11 protein-coding genes are annotated in these 16,888 nt (G+C 73.1%); 7 read left to right on the top strand and 4 right to left on the bottom strand.

Annotated elements, in window-relative coordinates; translation table 11 throughout:
• The first annotated feature begins 4 nt into the window (after window positions 1-4).
• The 7 genes from ACI1V7_RS22765 to ACI1V7_RS22795 all read left to right on the top strand — a co-directional run bounded on the left by ACI1V7_RS22765 (window position 5) and on the right by ACI1V7_RS22795 (window position 10,154).
• A complete protein-coding gene (locus ACI1V7_RS22765; protein ID WP_404534195.1) occupies window positions 5-976 on the top strand; it encodes a protein kinase domain-containing protein in 972 nt (323 codons plus the stop codon).
• A complete protein-coding gene (locus ACI1V7_RS22770; RefSeq protein WP_404534196.1) occupies window positions 973-3,336 on the top strand; it encodes an FtsW/RodA/SpoVE family cell cycle protein in 2,364 nt (787 codons plus the stop codon). Before ACI1V7_RS22765 ends, ACI1V7_RS22770 begins: the two co-directional genes overlap by 4 nt.
• Window positions 3,306-4,895, top strand: coding sequence for a hypothetical protein (locus ACI1V7_RS22775; protein WP_404534197.1), 1,590 nt, complete (start codon window positions 3,306-3,308; stop codon window positions 4,893-4,895). The genes ACI1V7_RS22770 and ACI1V7_RS22775 overlap by 31 nt, the downstream gene beginning before the upstream one ends.
• On the top strand, window positions 4,892-5,383 hold the full coding sequence (locus ACI1V7_RS22780) for an SH3 domain-containing protein (RefSeq protein WP_404534198.1): 492 nt from the start codon (window positions 4,892-4,894) through the stop codon (window positions 5,381-5,383). Before ACI1V7_RS22775 ends, ACI1V7_RS22780 begins: the two co-directional genes overlap by 4 nt.
• Window positions 5,384-5,463: 80 nt before the next feature.
• Window positions 5,464-6,438: a PP2C family protein-serine/threonine phosphatase gene (locus ACI1V7_RS22785; protein WP_404534199.1), complete on the top strand. Its 975-nt coding sequence runs from the start codon at window positions 5,464-5,466 to the stop codon at window positions 6,436-6,438.
• A 127-nt stretch (window positions 6,439-6,565) separates the two neighbouring features.
• On the top strand, window positions 6,566-8,122 hold the full coding sequence (locus tag ACI1V7_RS22790; RefSeq protein WP_404534200.1) for an FHA domain-containing protein: 1,557 nt from the start codon (window positions 6,566-6,568) through the stop codon (window positions 8,120-8,122).
• A gap of 439 nt (window positions 8,123-8,561) precedes the next feature.
• Window positions 8,562-10,154, top strand: coding sequence for a methyl-accepting chemotaxis protein (locus ACI1V7_RS22795; RefSeq protein ID WP_404534201.1), 1,593 nt, complete (start codon window positions 8,562-8,564; stop codon window positions 10,152-10,154).
• A gap of 137 nt (window positions 10,155-10,291) precedes the next feature.
• On the opposite strand, the gene ACI1V7_RS22800 is transcribed toward ACI1V7_RS22795, so the two are convergent.
• The 4 genes from ACI1V7_RS22800 to ACI1V7_RS22815 form a co-directional block, all read right to left on the bottom strand.
• Window positions 10,292-12,592, bottom strand: a complete 2,301-nt coding sequence (locus ACI1V7_RS22800; protein WP_404534202.1) for a bifunctional serine/threonine-protein kinase/formylglycine-generating enzyme family protein — start codon at window positions 12,590-12,592, stop codon at window positions 10,292-10,294.
• The gene (locus ACI1V7_RS22805; protein ID WP_404534203.1) at window positions 12,589-14,610 is read right to left on the bottom strand and encodes a coiled-coil domain-containing protein; all 2,022 of its coding nucleotides are present in this window, start codon (window positions 14,608-14,610) and stop codon (window positions 12,589-12,591) included. The genes ACI1V7_RS22800 and ACI1V7_RS22805 overlap by 4 nt, the downstream gene beginning before the upstream one ends.
• Before the next feature lie 109 nt (window positions 14,611-14,719).
• Window positions 14,720-15,745, bottom strand: a complete 1,026-nt coding sequence (locus ACI1V7_RS22810; RefSeq protein WP_404534204.1) for a hypothetical protein — start codon at window positions 15,743-15,745, stop codon at window positions 14,720-14,722.
• Window positions 15,742-16,887, bottom strand: a complete 1,146-nt coding sequence (locus ACI1V7_RS22815; protein WP_404534205.1) for a hypothetical protein — start codon at window positions 16,885-16,887, stop codon at window positions 15,742-15,744. Before ACI1V7_RS22815 ends, ACI1V7_RS22810 begins: the two co-directional genes overlap by 4 nt.
• Between the last annotated feature and the right edge of the window lies 1 nt (window position 16,888).

Consider the following 16,888-nt stretch of genomic DNA (forward strand, 5'->3'; position numbering starts at 1 on the left):
AGACATGCTCGAAGCGGGCGACATCATCACTCTCGGTAGCGACGCCTGGCGCCTGCGCGCCCCGCTGGCCGGGTCCAGCTACGGCATCGTGTGGGAAGCCGCGTCGCTGGCCAGCGGCACCCCGGCAGCCCTGAAACTGGTCAACCGCGAGCAGATGGCACTCGCCCTGCCGCCCCAGCGCGCGCGCTGGAGCGCCTGCGCCGCCGCCGAGATCGCGTTCCTGCGCGGCCTGCAACCCTGGGACCGGCGCCACATCGTGCGCTTGCTGGACAGCGGCACGCACGAAGGGGAGCCGGCGATGGCGCTGGAACTGCTGGACGGCGACCTGTCTTCTCACCTGGCGGCACGGCGCGAACGGGGCGACGCCGTCGGCGCCGTCCAGGCGCTCGACTGGATCGGCCAGGTCAACCAGGCGCTGGCCAAGGTGCACCAGTACGGCTGGCGCTACCTCGACCTCAAGCCCTCGAACCTGCTGCTGGACGCGCCCCGCAATGCCCTGAAACTGGCCGACTTCGGCACCAACCGCCCGCTGCTCGACGCCGCGGCCCATTCCTACGCAGGCACCGCGGGCTGGCAAGCGCCGGAACAGTGCTTGCCGGAGGCCGACCAGGCCTACCGGACGGACGCGCGCAGCGACTATTTCGCGCTCGGCGCCCTGCTCTACTACCTCGTCACCGGCACCGTGCTGCGCTGGTGCGCACGCTGCGCCCAGGCCTACCGCGAACTGGGCGCCCCCGGCGCGGCGCGCGCCCTGGCCGGCCACGCCGACCCGCTGGAACCGGACGAAGGGGCGCTGTTCCTCGCCCACGCGACCGGCCAGGCGGCGGACACCGCACGTGCGCCCCTGCTGGCCCTGCTGCGCGCGCTGCTGGCGCCGCGCCCGGAACAGCGGCCGCGCCACGCGCTCGAGATCAGCCGCCTGCTGGCACAGGCCACGGCGGCGCTCGCCGCTCCCAACCTCAGGGCCGCCGCATGAACGCCTTGCGCTACCCGGCGCGCACCGTCTGCGCCGCCGTCCTGCTGTGCATTTGCGCCCTGCAACTGCTCGCGCTGCTGCGCGCCCCTTCGGCCTGGATGCCGTCCCAGATCACCGTCACGCTCGCGCGCGACGCGTCGCTGGCGCTGGGCCGCGCCGCGCTGGCGGCGCCGCTGGCAGACGACGACCAGTTGCAACTGCGCCGCGACGGCGGCGGCGCCTGGTGGATCGCCAACCATGGCGCCACGTCCCTGCGCCTCGTCGACGGCGAGCGCCAGCAGCGCAGTGGCAGCGTGGCCGTGGCCAGCGGCCAGCGCTTCCAGCTCGGCGCGGCCCGCTTCGCCATCGACGCGGCCGACGGCAACGCGATGTCGTTCTCGCGCGGCGCCGCGCACTGGGACTATGACGGCGCGCTGCTGCGGCGCGACGGCGCCCCGCAAGCCGGCTGCCCGGGCGAGCGTCTCGGCACGCGGCTGGCCGCGGCCTGGAACCGCATCGCGCCCGCCGCGCTGACGATGGCGCGGCCGCTCGTTTTCGGCGGCAACCTCGATTGCGGCAACCGCATCGCCATCGCCGGCCTGCCCGCCCCGGCCGCCACCGTCGCGCGCGACCACGGCGTCCTGCTGCTCGCCGCCGCCGGCGGCCCGGACGCCGCGCCCTTGCTGCTGCAGGAAGGCGGCCGGGCGGACCTGCTGGCGCGCCGCGCGCTGCGCCTCGACGCCGACGCGGGCCACGTGCTCGTCGCCGGGCGCACGCGCTACCTGGTGGAACCGAACGGCGACGTGCTGCACCTGCGGCCGCTCGCCGGCGTGGGCCTGTATGCCGAGCCGCGCGTGCGCCTGCCGGACGGTGTCGTCTGGACGTGGGCGCAGCGCGCGCTGTGGCACGTGCCGGACGCGGCGACGCTGCCGCTGCTGGCTGCCGCCGCGCTCGCCCTGGCCGCCGGCCTCGCGGTGTTCCTGTTGCGGCCCCGCGCGCGCGACCGCGGCGCGTCCACGCGCACCGCCCTGCGCGCCGCCGGCGGCGTGCTGCTGGCCGCGGGCGGCATCCTCTCCCTGTGGCTGCAGCGGGCCGGCATGCCGGCCGGTGCCGGCATTGCCCTGCTGCCCGCCTGGGGCGCCCTGTGGCTGGCCGTGCTGGCGCCGCGCCGCTTCGAACCGGCACTGGGCGCGGCCGTGCTGCTGCTCGCCGTCGGCCTGCTCGCCCAGCTCGAACTGGGCCTGGATGCGGCCGACTCGTCCTGGCTGCGCCACGCCGGCAAGACGGGCGCGCTGGCCGCGCTGGGCACGGGCGCCTGCCTGCTCGCCGGTCTGGCGCGCCCGGCGCTGCCGCCTGGCCAGGCGCGCGTCGAACTGGGCTTGTTGCTGCTGACCGGCCTCGCCCTGGCCGGCCTCGTGCTGCAGGTGGCGTTCGGCAGCGAGACGGGCGTGTTCGACCTGCAGCCCGTGGAATTCGCCAAGCTCGCGCTGGCGCTGCTGTCGGCCCACTGCCTGGCCCTCGCCTGCGCGGGCCATCCGCTGCCCGGCGGCGCCTGGCGGCGCCTGCGGCGCATGGTGGCCCCGGCCCTGCTGTTCATGCTGCTGCTGGCCGTGGCCGTGATCCAGGTCGACGATTTCTCGCCGCTCGTGCTGCTGGCCGTATGGGGCGGCGCGATGGCGTTCGCGCACGCGCTGGCCACCCGCCAGCGCCTGGCGGCCGGGCTGCTGGCGGGATGCGCGCTGCTGGGCGTGCTGGCCGTGGCCGGGCTGCGCGACGCGGGGCCGGGCGAGATCGCGCGCTGGGATTTCTATGCCGACCGCTTCCTCGTCTGGCTCGACCCGGCCGGCCACCCGCATACGGGCCAGCAGCTGCTGCTGGGTGCGCGCGCCATCGGCGACGGCGGCTGGTGGGGTGCCGACGGGGTACTGGGCCTGGGCGGCGCCGCGCCGTCCGGCAGCGCCCTGCGCATCCCCGCCGTGCAGGACGATTTCGCGCCGTCCTTCTTCCTGAACCGCCATGGCCTGGCCGCCGCGCTGGCGCTGTGGCTGCTGCAGGCGCTGCTGCTGGCCGGCCTGCTGCGCCTGGCGCTGCGCTGCTGGCAGGCGGGCAGCCGCACGCGCGACTTCCGCCTGGCGTGGCAGGCCCGGTTCCGCTGCTTCTTCCTGGCCGGCGGCGCCGCCTTCCTGTTCGGCCACATGCTGCTGTCCTGGGGCACGAACCTCGCGATCTTTCCCGTCATGGGCCAGCCGATGAGTTTCCTGTCCGCCGGCGGCTCGCACCTGCTGTTTTTCATCTGCCCCCTGCTAGGCTTTGCTGCCGCCAGCAGCCAATCTTTAGAGGAGAAGGAATCATGCCCGTCTACGTGCAACACCAGGTCCTAGGCAGGATCGACGATGTGTTCGATGCCGACGCGATCTGGCAATCGCCCGGCCTCGCCCTGTTCTCGCGCCGCCCGCTACTGCGCGACCTGCTCGAACGCGCCCCGCGCGAACAGCGCGGCCGCGCCGCCACGCGCTGCTTCTCGCACGTGACGCTGATGTTGCCGCAGGAAGACGTCGACGACGACCGCCACCTGACCCGCGGCGCCCGCGCGCGCGACCTGGCCCAGGGCCTGGCCGCGCTGCACCAGAAGGATTTCGGCGACCTGCTCGCCGGCGACGACGTGCGCTACCACGTGGTCGGCACCGAGCGCCTGGAGCCGGGCGAGGTGGAAGTCAAGTTCGGCCACGCCGTCTACCTGCCGGCGCCGGGGGAACAGGTGCAGTACACGGTCGCCGTCTCGCGCGACAGCGCCGTCTGGAAGACCGCCTGCGCCATCTATCCGAACCAGCGCCTGACGGTGATCGGCCAGGACGAACACGGCGCCACCTGCGCCGCCCCGGGCTGGCCGTTCGGCGCCGAGGGCGCCATCCTGCTGATCAACGACGGTCCCGGCAGCCCGCTCGAGGTGCAGGTGCGTCCGAAGGATGCGTTCGAGTGCAGCTACGACGCCGCCGCCGGCTGGTACACCGTCAAGTCGCGCCGCGGCGCCGTCGACGCCACCGGCGCGCCGCTGCGCCTGCTGCTGCGGATCACCCCCGCGCAGGCGGCGCAGGTGCCCGCGGCGCCGGCGGCGCAGCGCCCCATCCCGATGGCCGCTGCGTCCGCGCGTCCCGCCGCGCCGTCGGCGCGCCCGGCCGTGTGGAAGCCGCGCGCCGCACCCCAGCCGGAGATGACGGCCGTCCCTGTCGCCCAGGCCGCCGCGCCCGCGCCGCTCGCGAGCGAAGCGATCTCCGAGGCCACCTTCGCGCCGCTGGCACGCCAGCGCGTGGCGCTCGCCGCACTGGCGTTGCCGCGCCTGTCGCGCTACCGCGAGACGGGCGCCCAGGCACTGGAGATCGGCCTCGACAAGGCCTTCGCCCCGGCCGCCGCCGGCGCCGACACCCTGATCGGCTTCGCAGTCGACGAACACGACGGCCTGCAGGCGATCACCCCGGCGGGCCGCGAGCGGATCGCCGCGCCGGCCAGCTTCAGCCCCGCCGACGGCACCCGCGTCGACCTGCTGGCGCCGGCACCGGCCATGGCCGACCGCTACTGCGCGCTGCTGCGCCTGCCCGAGCCGCCGTCGCTGCCCGTGGCGGCGGGCGCCCGCTTCGTGTTCGGCCGCGGCACGCCCATGCTGGCCGGGCTGCGCGTGCTCGATTCGCCGCGCTTCCTGAAGAGCAGCGGCGCGCCGTCCAGCGCCGACCGCCTCGGCCTCTCGCGCACGGCATTCGGTTTCGAGGCGGACGCCGACGGCTGGCGCATCGCGCGCCTGTCGGCGACGCAGGCGCTGTACCACCTGGACGAGCAGCTGCAGTTCGTGGCCGCCATCGGCGACGCGACGGCGGACGCGCCCTACCGCCTGCCCGCCGGGCACCACCTGGTCGCCGGCCACTACGTGCTGCGCTTCGACGCATGAATGCCTGGCTGCCAGCCGTCCTCGCCTACGGCGCCGCCCTCGTGCTGACGCTGGCGCTGGCCGCGCGCCTGACCCCGCGCGGCTGGTGGCGCCGCGCCAACCTGCGCGCCTTCGCCGTCGTCGCCGGCGGCACGCTCGCCCTCGGCACGTTGTTCGGCATCGTGTCCGGCGCGCTGGTGGGCCCCGGGACCGCCGCACCCGGCCTGGCGCTGGCCGAGCCGCTGCCGGCGCCCGCCCTGGAGGCACTGCCGCCCACGCGGCCGAACGCCGGCGTCCGCTACCGCGTCGTCGACGACCTGAACCTGCGCAGCAGCAATGGCGTCCGCGCGCCGCGCCTGCGCGTGCTGGCCGCGGGCACTATCGTACGGGCGACGGGCGCGACGGACGGCGACTGGTGGCAGGTGCGCGCCCGCGTGGACGGCGAACCGGTCGAAGGCTGGGCCAGCAGCCTGTGGCTGCGGCGCGCCGACGAGGGACCTGGCCGGTGAACGGACGCCGTGCCGGCAAAAAATCCGTCGGTCACGGCGCGGCGCGGCGGCGCGCCCGCATTGTCGGTTAGAGTAACGCCATGTCCACCTACCCGGTATTCCCCATCGTTCCCCTCGCCGCGCGCATCGGCGACCTCGACGTCGCCGCCTGCTCGCGGCGTGGCGCCGGGCCCCGGCTGCGCGAGGAAAACCAGGACAATTTCCTGCTCATCGACGACGCGGGCAACGCAGCCTGGCTGCACGGCCAGCACCTCCAAAGGCAGGCGCTGGCCGGCTGGCCGGCCGGGCATGCGCGCCTGGCCGTGCTGGACGGGATGGGCGGCCACGGCCACGGGCGCGAAGCGGCGGAGGCCGTCGTCGCCGGCCTGCTGGCACTGCCGCCATGCCGGGACGGCGCGACGCTGGAACGCCACCTCGACGTGCTGCATGCCCGGCTCCAGCACGCGTTCGCCGATTGTCCGGGCCCGCGCCCCGGCACCACGCTGACGCTGCTGGAACTGCCCGCCGACGGGGCGCCGCTCCTGTACCACGTGGGCGATTCGCGCCTGTACGAGATCACCCGCGCGCGCGCCACCCCGATGACCATCGACCACGTGCCGGCGACGGGCTTCGCCATCGGCGGCCTGCTCGACGAAGCCCAGTGGTGGCAGCAGGTGCACGGCGAGCACCGGCCCCAGTTATCGCAAGCCTTCATCCTCGGGAACGCCTTCGCCGATCCCGCGCGGCTGGACGATGGCCTGTTCGCGCTGGCGCCGGACGGGCTGCCGGCCTGGCTGGCACCGCTGGCGGACCGGCGCACCATCGCGCTGCGCCCCGGCGCGTGCTACCTGCTGGCGACCGACGGCTTGTGGTCGTGCGCCGATCCCTATGGCTGGGTGGCGCAGTGGCCGCAGCTGCTCGGCGGCCATGCCGACGCGGCCACGCTGCTGGCGGCGCTGCTCGACGCCTACGAGGCGCATCCCCCTGCGTTTTTCCATCCTGACAACGTCACGGCCGTGCTGCTGCGCGTACCCGGCCCGCCGGCAGCCGAGGAAACGGTACTCCCGGTAGCTTGATCGTTGTAAATGATGCATTTTGGAAAAAAGTCTTGCCATTTGCTGAACCGCGTGCGCCGCGGCGCGCTAGAATCGCGTAAGCTTTGCCCACCAACCATTCCTTACGCTGTCCCTTGTCCACGCCGTCATGAAACGCTGCAGCAGCCCTGCCCACCCGCATTGCACCGTCTGGGTCGCCCCCGGCGCGGCGGCGTGCGCGCACGGCCACCCGCAGCCGGCGCAGGCAGCCGGCGCGGCCGGCGCGCTGGGCTCCAGCTTCGACATGCTGACCCGCCTGCGCACGGAGCGCGCGGGCGATGCGATCCGTCCCCGCACGGACCACGTGCTGCCCGCCCGTCCTGCACCCGCAGCCGCGCCCGCGCCCGCATCGGCGCGTCCCCACTTGCACGTGAGCGGCTTCGATCCGCGCGCGGCCGGGGGACGCCATGCGATCCGGCTGGAGCTGCGCGGCATGCCGGCGGACGTGCCGGGCAACGTCACGCTGCTGCTGCAATCGGACCTGTTGCCGCTCGAAGCGGGGCCGCGTCCGCTGGCGCGCGGCATGGACGGCAGCTGGCGCCCCCTGTTCCTGGAATTCTCCTCGCGCGGACGCGAGCACGGCCAGTACCGCATCGACGTCGAAGTGCATGCGCGTGCCCCTGGCGCGGCCGGCGCGGCGCGTAGCTGGGTGGCCACGCTGGTGCTGCTGGTGCCGCGCGCGGATGCCTCGCTGGGCGAGATCCACCAGACCTTCCTGTCGACCCACAAGAACGTGCGCATCAGCGCCGACGACGGCTCGATCGCGCGGCTCAGCGGCCTGGGCGGCGGTGGCCCGATGGACATCGACATCAGCGCGCGCAACGCGGGCATCGCGCGGCTGGCATTCGATGCCGCGCCCGCCGATGGCGGCAAGATCGCCGTCGGACTGCCGACCATCGCCTGGGACGAGGACCTGATCGAGATCGACCTGCCGACGGCGCGCGCCCACCCGGCCCCCGCCTCGGCCGGCTGCATCGTGCATGCCGAGCCGGAAGCGGGTTTCCAGCGCCACCTGCGCCTGTTCGCGCTGGACGAATGCGTGCTGGGCCGCCATGAAACGGTCGGCGCCGAAGCCGACCTGCTGCTGCAGCACCATGACGAAAGGGGCGCGCGCGCGGACGGCCTCACGCGGCGGCTGTCGGGACGCCACGCCATCATCCGCGCCGGCCGCAACGGTTTCGAAATCGAGGACGTGTCGCGCTACGGCCTGCTGCTGGATGGCGTCTGGCCGGGCAAGCATGTGCCCGTGCTGCTGCGCACCGGCATGCGCATCGAGCTCACCGCCAGCATTCGCGGCGTGGTCACGCTGGTCGTCAGCGCCGTGCTGGCGCACGCCGTCGTGCTGCACCGCGTGGATGCGGGCGGGGCGGCCGAAGCCTTCATGCTGATGGCGCCCGGGGTCGAGCCGGACGCCGAGCGCGGCGCCGGCGCCAGCCTCCCGCGCGCCGCGCACCTGCCTCTGCTGTTCCACCGCGACGGCGGCTTCTGGCACCGCGACCGAGCCACCGGCCAGGACACGCCGCTGTCCGCGGCCGCCTCGCTCGAGCGCCTGTCCGGCTTCCACGGCCGGGTACGCTTTGCCGCCCAGCCGCGCCCCGAGGACGGCAGCCGGCGCAGCGGCGCGGGCGAGCGCCGCCGCGCGCCGCCGTCGGTGCTGTTCGGCTGATCCTGCGGGCCGGCCGCCCGGCCCGGGCTCAGCGCTGGGCCAGCAGCACGAACACCAGCCCGCATCCGGCCAGCAGCGCGAACTGCAAGCCGAAGACGATCGCCGGCGCCCGCAGGTGCTCGGGAATGCGCATGGCAGTTTCCTTTCCCATCATCAAAATGAAATACGGTGCTTTCACGAGGATGACAGAAGGTCATTATGCCATTTGCATGGAGGTTGTGATTTTGTATCGCGTTTTTGGGCACGACCGTATTTTTTGTTGGACATACGCAACCCGCATGGCCGAGATACGGAACAAAAGTACGGAAAATATTGCAGTGCGGAAATTAAGCAGATACAGTGCGAACCTAGCCCGTGCCGGACCAACAGTCAGCATGGACATGAGAGCAAGTATCGTTCAACCAGTGGGCCGTGCGCCGCTGTCACCTTCAAAGACGCTATGTTCAGTAAATTGACCCTTCGCTTCCGCCTGATCGCCACCATGGCGCTCCTCGGCCTGATCATCCTCGCCGTCGGCCTGCTGGGCATCTACGGTATCAAGTCGACCAGCGCTGCGCTGGAAAACACCTACGCCAACCAGATGCAGTCGATCATCAACCTGGCCGAATCGAAGAATTTCCTGAGCCGCGCGCGCTTCAACCTCGACCGTGCCGTGCTGCACCCGGACTCGCCGGACATCGAGAAGACGATCAGCCGCATGGAAGGCTTCATCAAGGATGCCGACAAGTCGTGGGGCGTCTACATGTCGCTGCCGCAGGACGCGGGCGAATCCGAGCTGGCCAAGGCCGTCGCGGACAAGCGCGCCGCCTACATCAACGGCTTCAAGGACCTGACCCAGGCCATCCGCGCCCAGGACAAGGACAAGATGGAAGCCCTGTTCATGAAGCAGATGCAGGCCGCCTACGGCGAGTTCAATACCGTGTCGACGAAGCTCGACGAGTACCAGGTCGACGGCGCCAAGGCCAGCTATGAAGCGAGCCAGCAGCTGTCGGGCCGCATCCACACGGCCGCCATCACCGCGATCGTACTGGGCGCCCTGCTGATCGTCGTGTCGTCCGTGACCCTGCTGCGCGCCATCATGGGCCCGCTGGACCGCGTGCTGGAACACTTCGATGCCATCGCCAAGGGCGACCTGTCGGCGCACATCGACGTCGACCGCAAGGATGAAATGGGCAAGCTGCTGCACGGCCTGGCCGAGATGCAGGGCCAGCTGGCCGTCACCGTGCGCAGCGTGCGCGATAGCAGCTCGTCGATCGCCACCGCCAGCAGCGAGATCGCCGCGGGCAACCTGAACCTGTCGAGCCGCACCGAACAGCAGGCCGGCAGCCTGGAAGAAACCGCCTCGTCGCTGGAAGAACTGACCTCTACCGTCAAGCAGAACGCCGACAATGCACGCCAGGCCAACCAGCTCGCGCTGAGCGCTTCGGAAGTGGCCGTGCGCGGCGGCCAGCTGGTCAGCGAAGTGGTCCAGACCATGGGTTCGATCAACGATTCGTCGAAGAAGATCGTCGACATCATCGCCGTCATCGACGGCATCGCGTTCCAGACCAATATCCTGGCCCTGAACGCGGCCGTCGAAGCGGCCCGTGCGGGCGAACAGGGCCGCGGCTTCGCCGTCGTCGCCGGCGAGGTGCGCAACCTGGCGCAGCGCTCGGCCGCCGCCGCCAAGGAAATCAAGGAACTGATCACGACCTCGGTGAACAACGTCGACACCGGCGCCCAGCTGGTCGACAAGGCCGGCGCCACGATGGGCGACATCGTATCGAGCGTGGCCCGCGTGACCGACATCATGGCCGAGATCATGGCCGCCGGCGAAGAGCAGAGCTCGGGCATCGAGCAGATCAACCAGGCCATCGTGCAGATGGACCAGGTCACCCAGCAGAACGCCGCCCTGGTCGAGGAAGCCGCCGCCGCCGCCGACTCGCTGCAGGAACAGGCACAGGCGTTGTCGCACCTGGTCGACACCTTCCGCCTGGACGCCGCCCAGCAGCGCCTGGAACAGCGCCGCCTGCCGGCCCTGACGGCCGCCTAAGAACGTATCAGAACACGTCGCCCCCGCGCAGGCGGGGGCCCAATCTTGCATGCATCATGGTGACGCGTGCGGAAATTGGGCCCCCGCCTGCGCGGGGGCGACGCTTTTGTGCTCGGCGTTGTTGACGCGGTACGTTTCTACAGCTCGCGCACGACCCTGAATCCCACGATGTCGTTCGACAGCACGGCCGAGAAGCCGTTGCGCAGCGCCGAGCGCAGGTAGCGCGGGTTGTACAGCCACGAGCCCCCGCGCAGGATGCGGCGGGCCTGGTCGCCGCCCTCTTCCCAGGCGCTGCCATCCACGGGCGCGCCCTCGTAGTTGTCGTGGACGACGTCCTGCACCCATTCCCACACGTTGCCGTGCATGTCGTGCAGGCCCCAGGGATTGGCGGGAAAACTGCCGACCGGCGTCGTGCCGCCCCGGTACTCGCCGCGCGGGCCGCCGTTGTAGCTGAAGTTGCCGTCGTAGTTGGCCTGGTCGCTGGTGATCCCGTCGCCGAACGAGAACGCCGTTTTCGTGCCGGCGCGGCAGGCGTATTCCCACTCGGCCTCGCTGGGCAGCCGGTAGGTCATGCCCGTGACGTCCGACAGCCAGCGCGTGTAGCGCACCGCATCGAACCAGTTCACGCCCACGACCGGGTGGCGCGCATCCTGCGGGAATCCCGGCGCCTCCCAGTCGACATCGCCGCCCTGGGTCCAGCCCGTGGCCTGCACGAATGCGCGCCACTCGCCCACCGTCACGGGATAGCGCCCCATCGCCACCGCGCGCGCGATGCCGACCCAGTGCTGCGGCAGTTCGCGCGCCAGCCAGCCCTTCTGGGCGCCGGCCTGCGTCGCGACCTTGCGCTCGTGCTCCGGCGAGCCCATCTCGAAGCGCCCCGTCGGCAGCACCACCAGTTCCGGGCCCGTCGAGGAACCGTCCAGGAAGCGGTCCCGCAGCACGCTTTCGGTGAGTACGCCCTCCGTGGGCACGGGTGCCGCGGCGAGGATGGAGGCTTCCGCAGCGGGGGCGGCCAATGGGGCGGCCGGCGGGGCAACTTCGTCCTGGCCCGCGGCATCGGGGCGCGCACGCTTCTGTTGCGCCAGCTGGGCGGCCGCCGCCTTCGCCAGCGCCGCCTTGCGCAGCGCTTCCTCGCGTTCCTGGCGCGCCTTTTCCGCCTCGATGGCGCGGCGCTCGTGCAGCTGGCGCCGCAATTCTTCCTTGCGCGCCTGGCGCGCCTCTTCGGCCGCCGCGCGCGCCAGCCTTTCCTGCTCGCGGCGCTGGCGCTCGATGGCCGCCCTGGCGGCCGCCGTGGCCTCGGCCTGCACGCGGGCGCGCAATTCCGCGCGCCGGGTTTCTTCCTGCTCGCGCCGCGCGGCCTGCGCGCGGGCCGCGGCCTCGGCGGCCGCGCGGCCCTGTTCCTCAGCCTGGCGCGCCGCCGCGTCGCCCGCCGCCAGCAGCCGGTCCAGCCAATCGCGCACGCTGGCGGGGCGCGCCTGCGCGTCCCAGGCGAAACCGGATTGCAGCGCTTCCCACTGGGCGTCGAGCAAGCCGTCGGGACGCGCGGGGACGTCGCCGGCCGCGCGCTGCCCGGCGAACGGCATCGTCCCCGCGAGCATCTGGTAAGCCATCACGGCGGTCGCATACACGTCGAGGGAGCGGCCGGGGGCGCCGTCCCCGTGCCCCGCCTCGGGCGCGCGGTAGCCCGCCGTGCCCGAGGTGGCCGGCGCTTCCACGCCTTGCGCGGTGCTGGCGCGGGCGCGCGCGGCGATGCCGAAGTCCAGCAGCTTGACGTCGCCGCCGGCCAGGAACACGTTGGCGGGCTTGATGTCGCGGTGCACGAGGCGGTGCTTGTCCCAGGCGTAGTCGAGCGCATCGGCCAAGGGCGCCAGCAGGTCCAGCGCGCGCGCCAGCGGCAGGCGGCGTTCGCGCGCCAGCAGGCTGTCCAGGTCCTCGCCCTCGAGGCATTCCATGATGATGAAATAGCTGGCCGTGGCCGGGTCGCGCGCCCAGTCGTACACGCGCACGATGTGCTGGTGCGCCAGCTGGCGCGCCCTTGCCGCTTCCTCGACCAGCAGCCTGGCCCATGCGCTCTGCTCGGTCAGCTGGGGCGGGAGGATCTTCAGGGCCACGCGCGCGCTGTGTCCCAGCTCGGCATGGGTGGCGAGGTCCGTCGCTTCCCACACCTGGCCCATGCCACCGTAGGCGATCAGGCTTTCGAGCCGGTAGCGGCGGTTCGGCGGCCCCACTTCCTGGCCCGCCATGAGGCCAATCTCGGTGCCGGCCCGCGCCAGTCCGGGATCGGTCGCGGTGGAACTGGAGGCGGACGGGGACGGCGCCGCCGCGTAGGCGGCGTCCAGGATCGCGTTCTTGCGGCTGTCGAACTCCTGGCGGCTGAGCAAGCCGTCTTCGTGCAGCGCGCGCAATTCGCGCAGCTTGTCCATCGCCGTCTGCATCATCCCCTTGCCGGCAGCGCCGCGCCGCAATCGGCGCAGAAACGGTCTTCGGGACGGGCCGCCGCGTGGCCGCAGCGGCCCGCGGCGGGGGCGGCAGCCAGCAGGCCGGCGCCCAGGCTGGCCTGGGTCGCCAGCGCCGCCTTGTTGACGTCGTTCTGGCGGTCGAGCAGGTCGAGCTGGTGGCGGCGGTCCTTGTCGACCTCGCGCTCGCGCCGCAGGCGCTCTTCCTCGACCTGGGCGCGGGCCATGGCCTGTGCCTCCTGCGGGGTCACGCCGGCCAGCGCCGCCAGCTGATCCGCGTCCATGCCGGCATGCACGCGCGTCTTGAGCAGCTCGGCCAGCAGCGCCGCATTCGGCTCCGGCGCGAACGCCAGCTTGGCGGCATCGTCGAGGGCGCCCAGCGTCTCCATGCGCTGCAGCTCGTGGCGGCGCTGCGCATCCTGCTCTTCCAGGCGCAGCCCCGTGCGCGTGCGCTCCGCATCGAGCAGCACTTCCTGCTCGCGCCGCGCCAGCAGCGCGTCGGCCTCGATCGTGCGCAGCAGCTTGTCGTGGCGCGACTCGGTGTCGAGCGCCTCGATGCGCTGGCGCAGCTGGGCATCGTCCCATTCGATGCCGCGCTCGGCCTCGCGGCGGCGCGCGGCATGGGCCAGCTCGAGCTGCTTCAGGCGCCCCGCATGCTCCTCGGCGTCGATGTCGCGCGCGCGCCGGGCCGCATCCTGCTCGGCCTCGTGCAGCCGCGCCAGCTCGGCGCGCTGGCGCGCGGCATCCTCGATCTGCCTGGCCTGCTCGATCTTGTTGCGGATCTGCTGCTGCAGCAGCTGGTGGGTGAAGCGCTGGGCCGCCACCGTGCGCACCTGCGCGGCGTCGGCCTGGGCCAGCGCCACTTCCTCGCGCATGCGCAGGGCGGCCAGTTCACGCAGGTGCGCCCATTCCGCGTCCTGGTCGGTGCGCGCCCCCCGTTTCTGCGCCAGCTCGTGCTCCAGTTCCGCGACCAGGTCCTGGGCGCCGCGCTCGATCGCCTGCTTGCGCGTGCGCGATTCGACGATGCGACCGTACAGCTCGATCTCGCGCGCGCGGATCGCCTGGGCCCGTTCGGCGTTCTGCAGCGACAACTCGGCGCGCTCCAGGCCGTGTTCCTGGCGCAGTTCGGTGCGCTTGTGGCGCAGGCGGTAATCCTGCTCCTCGCGCCGGATCTTGCGCCACTCTTCCTCCGTGTACAGGGTGTCCAGCTGGGCCGCGTGCTCGATGCGCACGCGCGTCTCGTCGGCCGCTAGCCACAGGCTGGCGATGCGCTGGCGGTTGGCGTCGAAGCGGTCGTGGCGCAACGCCAGCGTCTCGACGCGCACGACGGCCAGGCCGTGGTCGGCCAGCAGCAGCGCCAGGCCGCCCTGCAGATGCTGGTCCAGCTCCGGGCGCAGCTCGGCGCGGCCGGCCATGTCGCGCAGCGAGCGCGCGGCCACGAACTCGGCGGCCAGCTGGCGCAGCGGCGCCGCGAGCAGCTCGCGCAGCTGGGCCGCGCCGATGGTACCCGGCATGGTCATGACATGGCGCGCGAACGCGGGCACGTTCTCGATGCGCAGCTGCAGCACGAGGCGCGCGCTCACCATCAGGTGCTCGGCGCTGGGCAGGTCGTCGAAGTCGAAGTCCACCGGCAGCGCGCTGCTGCGCGTGACGAGGATCTCCGCATGCTGGTCGCGCAGCAGGTGGTTCAGGCGGGTGAAGAATCCCTCGATCTCGTACTCGCCCTGCGGCACCTCCGTCGCCCCGTCGCCCTGCAGGATGAAGGCCCTGGCGGTGGCGGGCACGCGCAGCGTCTTGACGAACACGCCCGACAGTTCGCGCACGCCGAAGAACACGGCCAGTTCGTCCGGGCCCGGCATCCAGCGGTTGTCCACGAGCACGGGAGGGTTGCGCGGCGCGCCCAGCGTGAGGCCGCAGCCGGCGCAATAGCCGTCCGCCGCCTGGTGCCTGCGGTCGCAGCGCGGGCAGCTTGCGCCGCCGAATCCGAACATCTTCACCATCTCCGTCTCCTTCTTGCCCTGTGCAACCGGCGGATTCTAGCAGCCGGCCGCGAAATCCGGCGTACGCGCCACGGCGCGCACGCCCGCTCATACCTTGCCGATTGCCCGTCTATATGATGCCGATCCGTTCCACGCACGCCAGGCTGGCGCCGGCCGCGGCGATGCCGGCAGCGAAGCCCTGCGGCAGGCCGTCCTGCCAGGCGCGCGGCAGCAGGATGCGGTCGCCCGGCGCCGCTTCGCGCAGCAGCAGCGCGCATTTCGGCCCCAGGCCGTCGACCGTCTCGACGCGGCCGGCATGCCAGGCGTCAGAGCAACCCGTCGCCAGCAGGCGCCCGCGCGGGACGAACTCGCGCCCGCGCGCGATGCGGTCGGCCAGCACCAGCGCCAGTTCGTAGGAACGGCCCTGGAAGCGGCCGGCGCCGAAGCGCACGGTGGTGCGCCAGCGGCCCAGGCCGCGGCCGTCGAAGTGGCGCGCCGCCGCCAGCGCCTGGCGCACGGCCAGCTGGAGGGCCGCGTCCTGGCCCGGCACGGCGATCGACTGCTCCTCGTCCTCCGCCGGTTGGCCGTCGCGCGCCAGTGGATGGACGCTGACGTCGACCCAGCCCAGGCTGTCGGCCACGCCGCCGCTGTGCAGGGGGAACCAGGCGCGCGCGCTGGACACGGCGGCCGCCGGATCCGGATGGCCCAGCAGCTGGCCCAGGTGGGCCAGCCCGTCCGCGCCGCCCAGCAGCGTGCCGGACGGCGCGCCCTCGATGCCGTGACCGTCGACGCGGCCCAGCTGCCAGCTGTCCGACCAGCCGTTGGCGACGATCTCGCCGCGCGGCTGCCACAGGCCGCGCACCATGCGGTCGGCCAGCACCAGCGCCAGTTCCCAGTCGCGCTCGACCTTGCCCGCGCCGGCCGCGGGCAGCCGGTCGATGCCCAGCACCACCTGGTCGCGGCTGTCGAAGCGCGCTTCCGTGTGGCGCGCGAGGCGCACCACTTCGGCCATGCGCTCGGCCAGGCGGGCGTCGCCCGGGGCGCTGCACTTGACGTCGGCGCGGCCGTCGCGGCTGCGGCGGGTGGCCGTCACGGTCAGCAGCGTGCCGTCGGCCAGCCGGCTGCGGCAGACTGCCTGGGTCGGTGCGGCGTTCATGCCGCCTCCCCTGCCGCGCTGGCCTGCGCGTCGGCCTGCATGTCGGCCTGCAAGTCGGCCTGCACATCGGCCCGTACGGCGCGCCGGCTGGCGCAATCGGCCTCCAGGTTGGCGACGATGCGCTCGGCCTCGTCGTACAGGTTGCCCAGCTCGGCGTCGCCCATCGGCGCGCTCTGGCCGCCGTGGCGCATGCGCGCCAGCAGCGCCCAGGCCTCATCCAGCGCCACCGTGGCGCGCCGGCTGTGGCGCGCGCGGCGCAACTGGCCGCCGGCGTCAAGCGGCTGGCCCGGCGCCGCCAGCGCCAGCGCCGGCATCGCGTTCGCGCCCACGCTCAGCACATCCAGGCGCTGCAGCAGCGCCTGCTGGCGCCGGAACAGGTCCTGGCCGGACGGCAGCGCGGCCCCGCGCAGGCCGCACATCAGGCACGGCAATTCCAGGAACAGGCGGCGCAGCGCGCGCGCATCGGCCACGGCCGGCTCGAAGCGCTCGCCGCTCTCGTGCTGCAAGGCCGGCACGGGCGGCGGCAACGGCGCGCCGTCGAGCGCTTGCGTCGCCGGCTGCCCGGCAGCGCGCGCGGCCAGCAGCGCCGCATGGTCGCGCGTCTCGCCCAGGTCCACGGGCACGCAATCGTCGACGGTCAGCCCGAAGCGCATGTACAGCAGCTGGTTCAGGCCTTGGCGGAAGGCGTTCCACTCCTCGATCGTCGTGCACGGCGGCAGGTCGAGGCCGCCCTGCGCCAGCTCGCGCTGCAGCGCGGCCTCGATGGCGCCGCCCAGCTCCGCCAGGTCCAGCCTTCCCGCCGCCTCGGCCGACAGGTAGAGGTCGAAGCGCTGCTGCGCCAGCGCTTCCGCGGCATCCACGGCGAAGCTGGTGCGCAGGCCCAGTTCCGGCGCCTGGGCGAACGGCACCAGATCGACCGTGTACGGCCCCGGATGATAGGTCCAGGCCAGCTCGCCGTCGCGCAGCGGCACGGGCTTGCCGGCCGCCGCCGTGGCGCGGCGCGTGCGCCCGCCCGCATCGACGATCACGACCGGACATCCCGGCGGCGCGGCGCAGCCGGCACGCATGGGCAACGCGACCGCCGAACGGCCCAGGTCGCAGGCTTCGGCGGGCGGGGTGGCGCGTTTGAAGAATCCGATCATG

Origin of the sequence: Massilia paldalensis (genome assembly GCF_044901715.1) — a bacterium.
Lineage (GTDB): Bacteria > Pseudomonadota > Gammaproteobacteria > Burkholderiales > Burkholderiaceae_D > Telluria > Telluria paldalensis.

Excerpts from the sequence above, each read along its gene's own strand:
- ACI1V7_RS22765 (WP_404534195.1), top strand. The coding sequence starts at position 5 with ATGCTCGAAGCGGGCGACATCATCACTCTCGGTAGCGACGCCTGGCGC.
- ACI1V7_RS22770 (WP_404534196.1), top strand. The coding sequence starts at position 973 with ATGAACGCCTTGCGCTACCCGGCGCGCACCGTCTGCGCCGCCGTCCTG.
- ACI1V7_RS22775 (WP_404534197.1), top strand. The coding sequence starts at position 3,306 with ATGCCCGTCTACGTGCAACACCAGGTCCTAGGCAGGATCGACGATGTG.
- ACI1V7_RS22780 (WP_404534198.1), top strand. The coding sequence starts at position 4,892 with ATGAATGCCTGGCTGCCAGCCGTCCTCGCCTACGGCGCCGCCCTCGTG.
- ACI1V7_RS22785 (WP_404534199.1), top strand. The coding sequence starts at position 5,464 with ATGTCCACCTACCCGGTATTCCCCATCGTTCCCCTCGCCGCGCGCATC.
- ACI1V7_RS22790 (WP_404534200.1), top strand. The coding sequence starts at position 6,566 with ATGAAACGCTGCAGCAGCCCTGCCCACCCGCATTGCACCGTCTGGGTC.
- ACI1V7_RS22795 (WP_404534201.1), top strand. The coding sequence starts at position 8,562 with ATGTTCAGTAAATTGACCCTTCGCTTCCGCCTGATCGCCACCATGGCG.
- ACI1V7_RS22800 (WP_404534202.1), bottom strand. The coding sequence starts at position 12,592 with ATGATGCAGACGGCGATGGACAAGCTGCGCGAATTGCGCGCGCTGCAC.
- ACI1V7_RS22805 (WP_404534203.1), bottom strand. The coding sequence starts at position 14,610 with ATGGTGAAGATGTTCGGATTCGGCGGCGCAAGCTGCCCGCGCTGCGAC.
- ACI1V7_RS22810 (WP_404534204.1), bottom strand. The coding sequence starts at position 15,745 with ATGAACGCCGCACCGACCCAGGCAGTCTGCCGCAGCCGGCTGGCCGAC.
- ACI1V7_RS22815 (WP_404534205.1), bottom strand. The coding sequence starts at position 16,887 with ATGATCGGATTCTTCAAACGCGCCACCCCGCCCGCCGAAGCCTGCGAC.